This window comes from Streptococcus sp. HMSC073A12, from assembly GCF_001812815.1.
GTDB classification, from domain to species: domain Bacteria; phylum Bacillota; class Bacilli; order Lactobacillales; family Streptococcaceae; genus Streptococcus; species Streptococcus vaginalis.
Window position 1 is genome coordinate 106,046 of sequence record NZ_KV810536.1, and the last position, 14,614, is coordinate 120,659.

The following is a 14,614-nucleotide window of genomic DNA, read 5'->3' on the forward strand; positions in this document are numbered from 1 at the left end:
TGGAAAATGGAAAACATTGATAAAAAACACAGCTAAAAAATGAAAGCTTTGCATGATATTAAAAAGCCCTGCTTACGCAGAGCCTCTTAATATTATATTGGACTTATTTTCCAAGATAGTATTCTTTCACTAGATTCAATTTTTCATCAAATTCAAATACAAGTGGTGGGAAGTTAGGAATTTCCACATTCATGATTTCGTCATCTGACAATTTTTTGATGTGTTTTACAAGGGCACGAATAGAATTACCATGTGCACCTACGAATACATTTTTACCGTCTTTCAAAGCTGGAGCGATTTTATCTTCCCAGAATGGAAGAGCGCGTTCCAAGGTTACTTTCAAGTTTTCTGCATCTGGAATAACTGAGTCATCAAGATTTGCATAACGACGGTCAGTGTGTGCTGAATATTGATCATCTTTTGCCATAGCTGGTGGCAATACATCATAAGAACGGCGCCAAATATGAACTTGTTCGTCACCCCATTTTTCAGCTGCTTCAGCTTTGTTTTGACCTGTCAAACCTCCATAGTGACGTTCATTCAAACGCCATGACTTTTCAACTGGCACCCAAAGTTGACCTGCCGCTTCAAGGGCAAGATTTGTTGTTTTGATAGCGCGTGTCAAAACAGATGTGTAAGCTTGGTCAAACTCAATACCAGCTTCTTTAATCAATTTACCAGCATCAATAGCTTGTTGCGTCCCTTTTTCAGACAAATCAACATCAGCCCAACCTGTAAAGAGGTTTGCTTTGTTCCATTCAGACTCACCGTGGCGAGCAAAAACTAATTTTACCATTAGAAATTCTCCTTTGATTTTTGAAAACTGTCTCACAGTCACTACTATATTTTACAAAATTTTTTCAAAAAAATCCAGTATCAATGGGAGAATATTTGATTTTTGATAATTTACTTTATTCAAGCAATGTACATCAATTCCTTAACTATTTTTCGAGCACTCAGGGCAAATTCCGTACATCAAAACTTGTGTCTTTGTAATTTTATAACCTGTTTGTTCTTCAGCTTCACGCTTCAAATCAGGAATATCCACATCTTCAAAGTCTGCAATTCGACCACATTTTTCACAGACAACATTCAGATGTTCATGCCCCATAAAATCAAAATAGGTTGTCTTATCATGGCTAATTTTGATTTCTTCTACAAACCCCTCTTCCACCAAAACTTTGAGATTGTTATAAACCGTTGCTAGACTCATCTTTGGAAAATTAGACAGCAAATCAGAATAAATCTTTTCAGCACTTGGGTGCTCATGTGTCCGAATCATATAAGCAATGACTGCTTTTCGAGTTTCTGTAATACGTACACCTTTGGCTTTTAATCGTTGAATAATATTTTCATAATCACTTTGGTCTGTGATTTCTAAATAAGGATGTAAATTCATTTCCTACTCACTCATCATTATTTTTCCTTTATTATATCACGAAAATATAAGAATGCGTATTTAGAATGATTGTAAATAAACACAAATGATAAACTTCAACATCATTTTTACCCCTTTTATTTCCCCCTGAATACGGAAAAAACCTGTTGGACAACGAATAAATGTTGATACAACAGGCTTTTTTAATCTCAATTATTTAACAGCGTCTTTTCAATATTAATATTTTCCGTTAATTTTATATAGTAGAAATTCTTTTTATATAAGGAGTTATAAATAGCAAACCTATTTAAATTTATTTAATAAGTCCGAGTAAGTTTTGGACTTATGCCCCAGTTTTGCCCCAACAGGGCTTTCTGGATTCTTTGGGGCATAAAAATTAACCTGTGATTTCTTTTACGCTATTATACCACTTTCCGGCCACGAAAAAAAGCCCTCTGGATTTTCCAAAGGGCTCTACTTATCTTATTTTATCCTATAAGTTACACCTGCATAAATGAGGTCGCTTGATAGTCCATTTAGCTTTTGCTAGGGGTTACTTGTTTTATTTAAAAAGAGATTTCAGCCATGTAACAAATGGTCAACGCTCCAAACAGAGAGCCAAATTTGACCGCTTGCTGCAAGTGTAACGTGTCGCCAATAGTAACCACCAGAGCCGTAAGCTCCCCCACTATCAGAGACAATTTTATTAGGGTTTATGACAAAATAGCTACCTACTTTTGTCACTTGGTCTGCTAACAAATTGCCGTTTCCGTCCACAAGGTCAATGTCTTCGCAGGCAATGCCGTTCTGCGTCCAGTCAAATTCGGCTGGCGCAAGGTAGTTACAACGTACTTGCCAAATGCCGTTGACAAACTGCAAGTCGTTGACTTGATAAACCTTTAACTTATTGCTTGTTTGTGGTTGAGCTGGTGCAGGCGCTGGGGTTTGCCCACTCGCCCCCTCACGAAAAACAATTTCGCGGGGGCGACCATTGAGCTCCCAGATGTAATTGTAGTCGTTGTCTGTGATGCCGTCGCTACCGTAATTGCAATGGATTGCTGTAGTCGGACTTGTCATGATTAGGACATGCCCAAACGCACCAAGGGAGATAGAGCCGTCTCGTGGCGCCCAAATAACCACATCTCCACGTTGGGCTTCAAATTCGCCGTCTACACCGTCAAAGATTTTACCATAACCAATTGTAGGGAGGGCTTGTTGTAAGCTCTCTGTGTTGTTGTTTAGATTGATGTCCAAAGCATAGCTAATAGCCGACGAGCAGTCATACTCAATACGCCCGTCTCCGTCTGCATCGTTGCCGTAGCGGTCACCCATGTCGTAGTAGACCGGGATACTTTGTAAGTGGAACATGCGTGCAATACTTGATTCTTTTCTACTCATGTTCATTCTCCTTCAGTTCTCGCTTCTGTCTTGTGCGGTTCTTCATATCCCAAAGCTCGCTCTGAGTCGCCAAATCCTACCGTTGTAGGGTCTGGCAAGATATTGATAAAGTTGACGACTGCCGTTCCAATCACAAATGGATTGGCAAGAGCTTTCTTGATAATTTCAAAGACTGCTCCCCAGCTTGTCAAATCTTTGACCTCTAGTCCGTAATAGACCAGAATAGGTACTAATACCGCCACAAACACACGAGCGATAAAAGCTTTATTTTTTGCGTTAAAACGCACTTTCCAGTTAATTTTAGACATATTCGTTCTCCTTATAATTTTCCAATAGTGTCCTTGATTTCGCTCATATCATTTTTTAAGTCGTTAATGTTACGACTAAGACTATCAATGCGCTCAACCAAAGCTAACGTGATTTTTTGTTCTTCTTCCTGCTTATCAAGTCGTCTATTGTGACTATCGATTGTTTTCTCCTGTTGCCGATTAATAACCTCAAGCTCTGTCAGTCTGTGTTCTAGGTCTGCCGTGCGGTTTTTTGATGCTACATAAAAACTAGCACCCGTAACCAGCACAGGAAAAACAACCGTGATAAGCCAGTGCATAAGCTCTTTTTCTGGCATATGTCCTCCTTTCAAAATTTAATTAAGTTTTGGCATAACAACACTCAAAGAACCTTTCTGCAGCATTTCTTCAACACTTTGTCCCTTGTACGTATATCCATCACCTTCGCGAGTGGTGAATTTAAAAATAGTCGCTACCCCTTGCGGCCATTTTGGATTTGCATCAAACGGATAAGACATAGCCACAATATCTCCGTTTGTGTAACGTTTGTATTGCGTAAGAGGAGCTATAAGGGCGGCAACTTTAGAATATGCTGTTCTATCCATACCACCCTGCACAGATATAGCAACAGAAACCAACACATCTGTCAAAGCTTTAATGTCTGCCACTTTCTTCTGATTGTCTCCGGCAGCTTTTTTGTTTTCTGCCAATTGTTCGTCGATTTTATTTAATTTCTCATTCTGTCCCTTGTCGGGAAAATTCTCCATCAAAACGGTATCCATTGCCCGTTTGTACAGCACGCCCGCTTCTTCTGCTATGGCGTCCGGAGCAAAAAACACTGGATAAATAGCACCTTCTGAGTTACCTAGAACAACACGAGTTTTGTAAGGTTCTCCGCCTTTATAGTCTACTGATTTACTTAAAAATTCTAGTTTCATTTTTCCTCCTTTTGTAAATATTATCCTCTATCTAGTAAGGGATTTTTTACGCTGTTCTGCGCCAGCGATATATTGTGATGTAAGGCTGCAAGTTGTTGTGTGGCTTATCTCCACCAGCCGCGCCTGTATTCATTCCTTGGTCGTAGGCTTTACTAGCTCCGTCAGAACTCCAGTCTCTACGTATCGAGTCGTTGCCGTTGTTAGCCGAAACATATTGTCTGTGGCTGTGTGACGGCATTTCGTCAATTGTCAAAGTGTGAGTTTTCTCGCCGCCTGTCTTATTAGCTGTGTTAAAGTCTGCGTCTGCCTCATCAACGCCAACTAGCACCCTGCCGTTACCAAAACGTTCCCAAACACCACCCATAAATGTCGTGGGATTAGTTGGCGCGGTGGACTGGTAGATAGAGCCAATAGGATAAAAATTGTCGATTCCTTCCACAACCCAAGGTGTCCAGTTGCCAGTCTGATAATGTCTATAACGATACCAGACTTTACCCCCATTCCTATGGGTAAAACGTTGAGTCGCTTCTTTTTCCGATACGTTACCTATCTTAAATGTTTCTAAGACACCCCAGTCATTGTTTGGTGTATCCTTATTCGTCCAAGCGTCACCACCTTCGATAAGGTCGTTCGTGCTAACGTTACCAGACCGTTCAATACAATGCCGCAAGAACCCGTCAATATATGTGTTTCCCTTGACGTCAAGCGCTCCACGCTCTCGTATTTTACCAACACCAATGCCATATCTATCATAAGACAACACCACTTGCTCGGTCGCAACATTAACTGCGAACTCACTACTTGTGAACTTGTCTTCTAATATACCCAGTACAGTCCAAGAGCTGTTAGCGGCATACTCGCCTTGTAAATTAGCGTTTGAATTGACTAGACTAGATACAGTCGTCCATGTGCCACCCGCTGAGCCTGTGTCAACCTTATAATCATTCGAGCCAAATTTGGCAACTTTAAATGTTAACTTCATTTGGTTTTTTTGCACACCGTTTACGGTTAGCGGGGCGACTTTAGCATTGCGCGTAATTGTTAAAGTGCTAGATTGCGCGCCCGAACGTGCAGCAGATATGTTCAGAATTGGTGCGAAGTATTCTAGAATGTTGACCGTTCTCTCAATCGTGTTACTAGTACGTCCTCGGCTATCGGTCACGCTAGCTCTAATTGTCACATTGCCTGTATAGTTCATGATTCCAAGAGTGCCACCCTGCGTTGTTGTAGACTGGTTCTTGCCGACAATTTCTGCGTAATAACCTGTAATCGTTGAACCGTAAGCGCCTGTCATTTGCCCAAAATTGACCTTAATATTAGACAAGATTTGAATAAAGGCTTGCTCGCCCGGCACAACGCTAGCTGCTGCGGTATTGGTGTCCGTTAAAGTAAAGCCTGTCAAAGTTGGCTTGATATTATCTGGTACAGATAGCGTAACCGGTTGAGTATTCCTGCCAATTTCGATTCCGCCACTATATGTGATATAGGTTAACGTGCCATAACCACTACTGGCATTTGGAATTTCGTTACACATAGACATTTCGGGCGTCCACGTAAACGATGTGTCTATGTTATCGCCTGCAATCTTTTTGTCATAAGTTCCGAATTTGACCCAAATAGAATGTTTAAAGACATCGCTATGTCGGGAAATATTGAGCGCGATAGGTTGCCCTATAACGCCATTAGCAGGCGAACCCGTGCTGGCTCTTGCGATATTGGCTAAAGGCACATAAATACCTGCCGCCCCCCAACCATAATTACCTTGATTTATATCAAGTCTAGCAGTTATATAAACAGATTTTGTGCCATCCGGGTTGTGAGGCACTTGAAAATCTTCTGCATAAATTCCTTTTGTTTGGCCTTGTGATATGCTAGCATCAATTGATACCTGCTTAGATGCACCTCCTACATTTATGGTTAAAGTTTTTCCTCCGGCGCCCCACAAAGCAGCATATCCGTTAGCAATCAATCGAACTTGCACATTAACTATTGAGTAGTTACCTTCAACAATTTGCTTGTTCCATCCTGACACAATTTCTATTTGTAAATTGTGTCCGTAAGCTCCACTAAATGTTGCTCTTGCCATTAAATACCTCCTACATATCTAATTACGTTCATGTCAAGATTTAAGTGGTACTGTTCTTCTCTAAAACGCCCGATTTGAATCGATTTAGAGAAAATACCGTTTTCGATAAATAGCGTTCCTTGCGATATATACATAACTTCGGTACCTGCGGAGAATATCGAGAATCTATTATTACTCATTTTTGCACAAGTATTTCCGTTCTGTTCACCAAAGACGATACCCTCGTTTCCGACTTGAAAATATTTATCAAGAAAGTTCCAGCGCTCGGCTAATTCCTTTAAATTTCTAATATTTTCAACCAGTCGTTGATTAAGGGAGATCAAATCTTTTTCCGACTTCGCCTTGTCTTTGTTGTTTTGCAGTGTGTAGCTCTTGTACTCCGCGATTGCCTTATTTAAGGTACCAAGACTGGCTTTGGCTTCCAGTTCAGCCCGCATAATGCTGTTTTTTTCATTTAAAGCATTTATTTGCTCTTGAGTTAAAACACCATCAGCTTTTGAGTTGATGTTCTGTTCGATTTCTTTGAGCTTCTCTTCGTCTATCGCTCCCTTATCACCTTTTGGAACAACAATAGACTTATTATCGCTAAAGGTGACTTTCACCCCGTCCGCTTGCTTTTCAGCCTTAGTAACCGTAATAGACTTACCGTCTGAGCCATTTTTCCCATCATTGACGTTGGTAAAAGTAACTTGCTCTCTGGCAACCTCTTTTCCATCAATCAAGGCAATAGCTGTCAACACTAGCTTACTGGACATGCCAGCCGCCTGAACTTCAAAAGTTGGAGATGTGCCAAATCCTTGATTATCAACTAACCATTTCCACGTACACTCAACTGGCTTCTGGCCTCTCTTTAAGCTCGGATAGATTGTTGATTGTCCTTGATTGTTCTTAAAGACAATCCCGTTATTGGTCGCAAGTTTAATTGTGTAGGGCGCTGCTTCGAGCGCCAACTGCTCAACTCTTTGCAATAGCTCGTTGGCAATCTGGCTCGACTTGCGAACGTAGTTTGATAAGGTGGTTTTGACATTGCTTGTCTCTAGGAGAGCTTCTGTCTGTTCGCTGATTCGGGCTTGCACATAAAGTGGCGGGTCAAAGTGCCGTGCATCAATCAGCGTCTTTCTGTCACCGATGCTACCATCTACTGCGCCCTCTACTTCATAATCTACTTTTAATTCACAGTGCTTTTTGAGTTCAGACAGCATGTAACCAAACAGCGCTTCTTTATTTTCGTGTTCAGTTTCGCTATCTTCGTTGACGATATACCCGTCATTCGTCTTTCGAGCAATAGACGGGTATTTATCTCTTGCCTGCGGTGCGTAGAGTGTATCACCGCTACTGTAAAAGAGTAAATTTCCCTTGTCGTCATAGATTTTTTTATTTAGCCCAGCAATCGTCAGACCGTCTTTACCAGTACGACGAATCCCGGTATAAAAGTCATCCATGTTGTCCGAGTAATTGATGACTTTCAGCTTTTCACCCACACGAACTGGCATACCCGTCTTGTCTTTGCCGAGATTCCCCTCGCGGTAAATATTAACCACATGACGTTTCAGCGAGTAATCATCATTTAGCTCTGTGACAAATTCCAGCTCTGCGCCAAAACTATTGGCGACCGAATAAAGACGAGCCAGAATCGTGTCTGTTCCGCTCCACTCTAGCTTGATAGACTTGTCTGCTACTTCGTTGATTCCAATCTCAAATGAGTGTTCAGGGTCGTAGTAATCGATGTACTGCTTAATGGTCATGGCATTGGCTGGTTTGTGTGGGCCACGCTTTTCTTTGTTCGCTTCCAAACTCAATGAGTAAGCTGTTAACTCAATCTTATAGCCCGTTTTCTTGACGCTGTTAATATTCAGCCAAAAGTCCTTATCTTTAAATCGAAAAGCTAACTTTTGTCCACTTTGAGCAATCATTTTCTTTGAGTGATAAGTCAGCACAAGGACACTACAAGCGCCTTTTAAAAACTGCGTTAGATTGGCAGAGTTATATTTGATACCACTCTTATTATCAAAAAAACCGACATTATGGCTGTCGGTTGTATCACGGATGGCAATTCGTACATTTCTTTTACTCAAATCCAAGCCTCCTCAATTTCTGCTCGTGCGCTCTCTACTTCCGCAAAACTAGACACAAGCAACTGTACTTTTGTTTTGCCGGGCGGCACTTTAAAGTAGTCCGTTCCCAATATTTCGTCGTCAGGAGCTAACAAGTTATTGACATACAAGCGCCCCTTTTCTTCTGGATTTACTTCTCCTGTTGCGTCAATAAACAGTTCTGCCCCTGTTGGATAACGATTGGGGACATCGCGCCAAAACGGCACGTTCAATTTGTAAAAGGAGAAGTCATTCAAATAATGGTGCGTAACTAACTGATTGATAGTTGAGTTGCCCCCTTTATATTGACCGACAAAAAACTGCACTTTGGAAGCTTGTTTATCCTTAATCCTTGATTCGAAGAAAGAATGATAGCCGCCATACCAAAAGTAGGTGACTTTATCTCCTTGTTTGCGTAAGTCAAACATGTTTCGGTTTTGGTCTTTACCCTCTAAGCTATATGGGTTATCCTTTACCCAAAGGGTCGGCGAGAACTCGATAGATTTGACAACCCGACTACCGCCAGCACCATCACCCATGAGAAAAAGAACGAGTGCCTTATTTCGTGCTCGTTCACTTTTTTCAATGGCCATACCAGCGATAAACTTATTCTCACTATCTACTACCGACAAACACCAAGCTCCTGTCTGACTAACTAAACCTGTTTCAAACCAAGCGCGAGCCCAGATGTACCAATCTTTAGCTTGTTCAGAGAGTTTCAATTCTTTAACCGCTCCAAAATACGCCCCATTAGCTGTATTTGTAAAATTAGCCGGCAGCAATCCCAAACGTCCACCAAAAGAAGAATCAGCAGACATTTTTGTAACCACCCTCTTATTTTGATTTTCGTGAAAAATAGAGCCGTCTGTCCAGTTGTTAAAGTCCCCTTTGCCATTTGCGGCCAAGAGGACATTTTTCTTTTCTTCCACTAAATCCGTTTCTTCAATTTTTCCAAATTGCATAGCTCCATATTGGCTGACAATGCCAACATAGCCCGATTCATGTTTGAGCTTGATTCGGTAGTTGACCGGAATCTCTGCGCTACCATTATTTATAATTTCAGCTTCTAGCACACCTTGCGCGTTCTTCTTGAACTCAAAATATTCCGGATTCTTAGCATGGGCTAGACCGTCCGAAATAACAAAAGTAATAGTGCCTTTGCCATTTAATTTGATTTCTTTAAAGTCCAAATTTCCTGTTGGAATAGCATAGAAAACGCGATCCGGCGCAATACTAAATGTTAATTCTTTGGGTTCGCTTACGTTGAGAACCTTCTGCAGGTCATCGTGGTTGTCCATAGACTCGTACTTGACATAAAAAGGTACCGAAATCTTTTTACTTTTCTTGCGAGAGTAAACATATTCAGAACCGTCTATTGTTTCGTAATCTCGGAATATCGGTTCATAGTCTGCGCCGTCAAGAAGTGTAAAGCCGTCCAAAACAGTAATCCATTTTGTTAGCTCTACACCATTAAAAGTTACTTTTACCAATTTACCACCCCAATCCATCGACAGCATTTAGAATTGCTTGTCGTTTTGCCTGTTCTTCTGCAACTGGTTCAGCGTAGATTTTAGCAATTTCTTGCTTGTTGGCTTGAACCAATACTACAGTAGGTCGATTAGCTAATTTAGCTAAAATATCCATTACGTCTTTGTAATCATAATCTTGACTAGAATCTGTATTTGATTGAGAAGCTAGTCGATTATTTGATAAAGTTAGTTGAGCACTTGCCTTATCGATGTCAGAAAAGTTGGTATCAAATGTTACTGTTCCAAAGCTATCATAAATTTCACCAGCCATGCCTCCGACCGTTTGTTTAACATCCTTAAATTGATCTTGCAATCCTTGGTCTAACCCTTTCATGATTGCATTACCTGCAGGAATCAACAATTTCCGGTCATATTCGATAGGTCCTTTATGGTCAGCGATCCAACCAGCAATACCACCAACGAAGTCAGTTACAGAAGACCACACCGACTGCAATCCATCCAAGAACCCTTGAAGGATTGCTTGACCAGCGCTGAAAAGATTGATGTTCCACAACTGATCAAAAAATCCAGTCACATTACTTACTAACGTAGATACGGCATTTGACATGGTATCCCATGCATTTTGTGCTCCAGATACCAGACCGTCAATGATACTTAGTACGCTAGCTTTTAAAGTTTCCCACGCAGAACTTGCTACACTTTTAATAGTTTCCCAGATGTTAGACAATATCTGAGAAAATCCATCAAAGATAGCTTGCCCTGCAGCGGACAATCCATTCCAGATTGATTCCCCAACGCTCTTTATAGCGTTCCATGCAGTTTCCCAATCACCATTGATAACAGCCATAACAGCCGTAATGATTCCACCAATAACGTCCATAGCTGTCTGAATAGCAATCTTAATCAATTCCCAGACAGTCGTAACAACCGTGCAAATATTGTTCCATGTTGTCTCAATAAAAGGAGCAAGGATATTCATTGCGGTTTCAATAATAGATTGAATAATTGGCATAACAGTCTGAATTACCGTCTGGATTGCGTTCCATACAGTTTCAAAAGTTTGTTGAATCAATCCTTGATTTTCAGACCACCAAGCCGAGATACCATCCCAGACAGATTTGATAAAGTCAACAACCGATTGAATGATAGGCGAAACAAACTCAACCATTGCATTCCATGCAGTAGTAGCCGCTGTAACTATATTGTTCCATACTTCAGTAAGCACTGGTACTAATTCATTCCATGTTGCTGATAGCCATGTCATGAAATCTTGGAATATTGCTTTACCTGTTTCTGTTTGAGTGAAGAAATATACTAGACCTGCAACCAAAGCACCAATAGCAGTAATTACAATGCCTATTGGATTCGCGCTAAGAAGTGCAAAGAAGCCCGTCACCGCAGTTTTAACTGTTGCAATAATCCCTGGTAAACCAGAAAGGAGTCCAGAAAATACTGAAAAAAGTTTAAAACCAGCAAATGCACCTGCCAAAGTTGTTAATACTCCAGCTAGTGCACTCCCAATTCCTTCTCCGAATAATTTTGTGAAAACCCCTTTTAAAGTGCCCATTAATAGTGTTGGTAGCTGTGCTAGAATATTTCCAATCATCGGTGCAAGATTTCCAATAAGGAATGTTTCTGTTGAATTCAATAACGCTTCAAGAGATGGCTTGATATCTTCACCCAAAGCCAATTTTCCAAGCACATTCTGAGCAGCTGCTTTCATGGATTCAAAAGAGCCTGTGAAAGTTGTTGACGCTTCCTTTGCAGTTGTCCCAGTAATATCCAGATTCTTCTGAATAGCGTGGATGGCGCTATAAACGTCTGAAAGATTATTGATGTCATATTTAACACCCGTCAGTTTAGTAGCATCTGCCAGTAAGCGTTCCATTTCCGTTTTAGTACCACCATAACCAAGTTTAAGGTTATCTAGCATGGTATAGTTTTGCTTAGCAAATCCTTGATAGGCATCTTGAATACGATCCATAGATGTACCCATTTTGTTGGCATTATCAGACATATCAACCATGGCCATATTAGCCACATCTGCAGCTTTTTCGGTATCTCCACCCAAAGACTGCAAGAGACTAGCAGAGAAGCCAGTTACATTTTCCATGTAAGCATTAGCGGACAGTCCGGTAGTGCGATAAGCCTCATTTGCATAGGCTTTGACCTTATCAGCCGAACCCTTGAAGAGAGTTTCGATTCCTCCAAGTGATTGTTGAAGAGCTGCCCCCTCTGACAGAGCTGCAGTAAAAGCCTTACCGATGCCAGCTGCGGCAATAACACCCGTTACGGCCTTTACAAGAGTAGATCCAAGGGTTGACCCAGCGCTTTTACCTGCTGCACTAGCTTCCGGTGAAATAGCGTTTTGAATCGCTCCACTAATACCTTTAGCAGATGGCATAATCTGCACATAAGCTTGTCCTAATTCTGTTGCCACTAGTTCTCACCTCCAGTCTTGTTTAAAATTTTTGCTTTCGCTTTTTCAAATTCCTCGCCAGAAATAAAGACCATTTCATTGCTTTCTTTTTCTATTGCGGTTAATTTCTCCGTAATAGAAACAGGTCTATTGTTCCCTTTTTGCCCATCTTTGGTTTTAAACCATGTAAGCAGGGAAAGCCTATCTAAAATGCTGGCTTGTAAAAGAGTATCAAATGACACTCTTTGTCCAGACATCACTAACTTAATACGAGAATCTTCTCTGAGACCATAAGAAAAAACAGCTACCTGATAAGCAGGCAACTGTCTATAATCGTATATGTTATACACCTCAGCAAGGTCGCAAATCAATGCGTCTTCATCTGCTTGTATCATTTTGGCGAGGAGGGCAATTTTTTTACCTTGTTTTGAGCTTCAAAGATTTCTTTAATAGCTTCTCCCATTTTGTCCATTGGCACAAGACCGTTTTCATCACGCACATGCTCTTTCAAAGCATATGCTTGATCGCCTAGTAAAAGTTTTAGCAATTTAGGCAACACAAGAGGATTCGTATCCACTTCTGCGATTGCTTCTACTAGTTCATAGTTGCTTAAACGTTCACTTGAAATTTCAAACGAAAAACCTGATGTAGTCGTACCTTTAATTGATTTTGACATCTATTAAGCTCCTTTAATATATTCATAGTGCGTGTTCCCTTCTTTATCAGGAAACGCAGTAACAGTTGTCTCATAACCTACCGTTTCACCGTCTTTGTAGGCTACTTCTCCGATTTCGGTCACTTTTCCTTGTGGAATAACAATACGTTTGAGTACACCACCTTTAAGGATAACCTCCACAACAAGACAATGTTCTTTTAATTCAGTAGAATTTGCTTTGACAGTGATACCTGTTGCTAGTTCTCCCGTTACGTTAGTATCTCCATAAATTTCTTTAAGCACCGCTAAGTTTAGCGCTTCAATTAGTGTAAAACCAAACGTATCCTTTTTCTCAGTTTGAGAAGAGTTGACCACATCGCCACCCCAGGCCTTAATATCTTCCGATTCTGGGCTATTCGTGTTAGTAAGTCCGTCCTCTGAGATGTAGCCCAATGATTTAAAAGCTGCATTGAGTGTAGCTGTTGCATCTGTAGGCAATTCTGTACCAAGAGGGGCTGAATAAATTGCACCTCCGACCTTAGGTTTTGCCGTTGTCACATTTGATGATTTAGACATATAATTTCTCCTTTTTTAAAAATAATTGATATCAAATACTGCTTGATATCTGTATCGCTTTGTTTCCGTGTCTGTATAATTATAATCACTATTGAGATGAACGCCACTAATGGAATTGAGCTCAACCATTTCTTTAACAACTTCTTTGACTTTTTCATTCAGTTCTGCTGCTTTCTGCATAGAGCTTGCATAACTTTAAAAAGCAAAAGTTGCCGATTTAGAATGGTTTCGCTCACTGCCACTAGTCTTTTCAATCAAGATAAAACTATCAGGCATTTTTGTTTCATGTTCAAAAAAAGACGGTACATGTAAATGACCGTCAAGATATTTTTTAATAATAATTTCAATCATTTAACGCACCGCCTTGAGTAAAGTATTGTTTTTTAGATTATCTTTTTTAGCTTTGGTTGTCTTAGCGCTCACCATAGCATTTGCACGATTACGCCCGACATAGACATCCTGCTCGTATCCATCACCACACCGATTTTTGATATTGCTAGCATGTTTGTTCAAAACAGTTTGCATAGCTCCTGATTTCATCAAATCAGCTACACCCGCACGATTCAGTTTAAATTTCATACCGTTCTACCGTCACTTTCTTGTTCCAGTCAAGTGGGATTAAATCTTCAATTCCCTCAAGTGGAAGGCCAAATACCTGCCAACGTTTTCCAAAAAAACGTACCTCTTTGTTCTCCCAATCATGAGTATCACCTTTCGGAATAGCTAATGTATAGGCTGCCTTTCGACCGGTTAAATTAAGCTGTGTTGTAATATCGTCTGATGTAGTTGGACTGACTAGCACATTCTCAACTTCGATTTCCTTATCTTCAAAGATTGAGTGACCAAAATCATCCTGACCCGTCTTGACCTTATCGATTAAGGTCACGGTGATACCTTTAATCCGTACCATAAATATCAATCGCCCCATATCTTTGTTTTTTAAAACCAAGTCGTTTTAGTTCTGAATCTTTGATAAACAGACCACCGCCTGGCACAAGATAAGAGCCACTCCAAGTGTACCCCAGAGCGCCCTCAGAAACTTGTGTCATCGGTTCTTGATCTGTTGAAGTCATCAAAGTTCTAGCCACAACATCCACTACTACAGACTTAACAACATAGGCATACGATTCATTGGCTACAAACAATTTGTCTAAGTCTTTACCAACCTTTTCAGCTTCAACACGCAACGAAGCAGAGACAACTTTCAACAGTGCCTCAGCTCGTTTTTGTTCATCAAGCTTTAAAGGTCGCCACAATTCCTGCAGCTCATCTACTGTTGCAAAGTTCTTCATAT

Annotated in this window: 16 protein-coding genes and 1 pseudogene; all 17 read right to left on the reverse strand. The window is 40.7% G+C overall.

Translation table 11 applies throughout. The annotated features are described in order from the left end of the window. Positions 1-103: 103 nt before the first annotated feature. Positions 104-796 carry a phosphoglycerate mutase gene (locus HMPREF2876_RS04595; protein WP_003023729.1) on the reverse strand — a complete coding sequence of 231 codons (693 nt, stop codon included), beginning with the start codon at positions 794-796 and terminating at the stop codon, positions 104-106. Between the two features lie 141 nt (positions 797-937). Next, the gene (locus HMPREF2876_RS04600; protein WP_024052825.1) at positions 938-1,399 is read right to left on the reverse strand and encodes a Fur family transcriptional regulator; all 462 of its coding nucleotides are present in this window, start codon (positions 1,397-1,399) and stop codon (positions 938-940) included. A 558-nt stretch (positions 1,400-1,957) separates the two neighbouring features. Next, positions 1,958-2,776, reverse strand: a complete 819-nt coding sequence (locus HMPREF2876_RS04605; RefSeq protein ID WP_070584301.1) for a lytic exoenzyme target recognition domain-containing protein — start codon at positions 2,774-2,776, stop codon at positions 1,958-1,960. A gap of 2 nt (positions 2,777-2,778) precedes the next feature. Beyond that, positions 2,779-3,084 carry a phage holin gene (locus HMPREF2876_RS04610; RefSeq protein WP_070584303.1) on the reverse strand — a complete coding sequence of 102 codons (306 nt, stop codon included), beginning with the start codon at positions 3,082-3,084 and terminating at the stop codon, positions 2,779-2,781. An 11-nt stretch (positions 3,085-3,095) separates the two neighbouring features. Next, entirely contained in the window at positions 3,096-3,401 is a 306-nt protein-coding gene (locus HMPREF2876_RS04615) for a DUF7365 family protein (protein WP_070584305.1), read from the reverse strand. Positions 3,402-3,419: 18 nt separating this feature from the next. After that, a complete protein-coding gene (locus HMPREF2876_RS04620; protein WP_070584308.1) occupies positions 3,420-4,001 on the reverse strand; it encodes a DUF1366 domain-containing protein in 582 nt (193 codons plus the stop codon). Between the two features lie 46 nt (positions 4,002-4,047). Further along, entirely contained in the window at positions 4,048-6,087 is a 2,040-nt protein-coding gene (locus tag HMPREF2876_RS04625) for a DUF859 family phage minor structural protein (protein ID WP_070584311.1), read from the reverse strand. Further along, a complete protein-coding gene (locus tag HMPREF2876_RS04630; protein ID WP_070584313.1) occupies positions 6,087-8,162 on the reverse strand; it encodes a phage tail protein in 2,076 nt (691 codons plus the stop codon). Before HMPREF2876_RS04630 ends, HMPREF2876_RS04625 begins: the two co-directional genes overlap by 1 nt. Then, positions 8,159-9,697, reverse strand: coding sequence for a distal tail protein Dit (locus HMPREF2876_RS04635; RefSeq protein WP_315940893.1), 1,539 nt, complete (start codon positions 9,695-9,697; stop codon positions 8,159-8,161). Before HMPREF2876_RS04635 ends, HMPREF2876_RS04630 begins: the two co-directional genes overlap by 4 nt. Further along, a complete protein-coding gene (locus HMPREF2876_RS04640) occupies positions 9,672-12,110 on the reverse strand; it encodes a phage tail protein (RefSeq protein ID WP_070584316.1) in 2,439 nt (812 codons plus the stop codon). The genes HMPREF2876_RS04635 and HMPREF2876_RS04640 overlap by 26 nt, the downstream gene beginning before the upstream one ends. Next, complete coding sequence (locus HMPREF2876_RS04645) at positions 12,110-12,484, reverse strand: DUF5361 domain-containing protein (RefSeq protein WP_070584318.1); 375 nt, start codon at positions 12,482-12,484, stop codon at positions 12,110-12,112. The genes HMPREF2876_RS04640 and HMPREF2876_RS04645 overlap by 1 nt, the downstream gene beginning before the upstream one ends. After that, positions 12,481-12,765 (reverse strand): hypothetical protein, encoded by a 285-nt coding sequence (locus HMPREF2876_RS04650; protein WP_070584320.1) that lies wholly within the window; start codon positions 12,763-12,765, stop codon positions 12,481-12,483. The genes HMPREF2876_RS04645 and HMPREF2876_RS04650 overlap by 4 nt, the downstream gene beginning before the upstream one ends. 3 nt (positions 12,766-12,768) lie before the next feature. Beyond that, on the reverse strand, positions 12,769-13,320 hold the full coding sequence (locus tag HMPREF2876_RS04655) for a phage tail tube protein (RefSeq protein ID WP_070584323.1): 552 nt from the start codon (positions 13,318-13,320) through the stop codon (positions 12,769-12,771). Positions 13,321-13,335: 15 nt separating this feature from the next. Next, positions 13,336-13,671 (reverse strand): annotated as a pseudogene (locus HMPREF2876_RS04660) (hypothetical protein). Continuing rightward, positions 13,672-13,899: a hypothetical protein gene (locus HMPREF2876_RS04665; RefSeq protein ID WP_003074804.1), complete on the reverse strand. Its 228-nt coding sequence runs from the start codon at positions 13,897-13,899 to the stop codon at positions 13,672-13,674. Continuing rightward, a complete protein-coding gene (locus HMPREF2876_RS04670; protein WP_070584328.1) occupies positions 13,889-14,230 on the reverse strand; it encodes a hypothetical protein in 342 nt (113 codons plus the stop codon). The genes HMPREF2876_RS04665 and HMPREF2876_RS04670 overlap by 11 nt, the downstream gene beginning before the upstream one ends. Beyond that, positions 14,217-14,612, reverse strand: a complete 396-nt coding sequence (locus HMPREF2876_RS04675) for a phage Gp19/Gp15/Gp42 family protein (protein ID WP_070584330.1) — start codon at positions 14,610-14,612, stop codon at positions 14,217-14,219. The genes HMPREF2876_RS04670 and HMPREF2876_RS04675 overlap by 14 nt, the downstream gene beginning before the upstream one ends. Between the last annotated feature and the right edge of the window lie 2 nt (positions 14,613-14,614).